Source organism: Veillonella sp. ZSJB6, assembly GCF_051549505.1.
Classification (GTDB): domain Bacteria; phylum Bacillota; class Negativicutes; order Veillonellales; family Veillonellaceae; genus Veillonella.
The window spans coordinates 1-247 of sequence record NZ_JBPUGE010000140.1 but is presented as its reverse complement, the minus strand read 5'-3'; the positions used below and the strand labels follow the sequence as shown (position 1 = coordinate 247).

The window sequence follows — 247 nt, the reverse complement described above, 5'->3', positions numbered from 1 at the left end:
CGGTAAAAATATTGCGAGTGGACAGACGGTTGTCGCTTCCGGTGTTTACTCACTTCGTGTGACAGACGAGGCAGGAAACGTGAAACTCTTGACGTTCACCATCGATAAAGTAGCACCGTCGAAGCCGACCATCTCGACGCTGACGAACAAATCGACGAAAGTAACTGGAAAAGCCGAGAAGGGGTCGACGGTGTCCATCACGTACAACGGACGGACGCACACGACGAAAGCATCGACTGCCGGCACA

General features: G+C 53.0%; 1 protein-coding gene. It reads left to right on the top strand.

The genetic code is table 11. The annotated features are described in order from the left end of the window. Positions 1 to 58: 58 nt before the first annotated feature. The coding region (locus ACSV5T_RS10205) for an Ig-like domain-containing protein (protein ID WP_438321067.1) at positions 59 to 247 on the top strand (189 nt) is incomplete at its 3' end.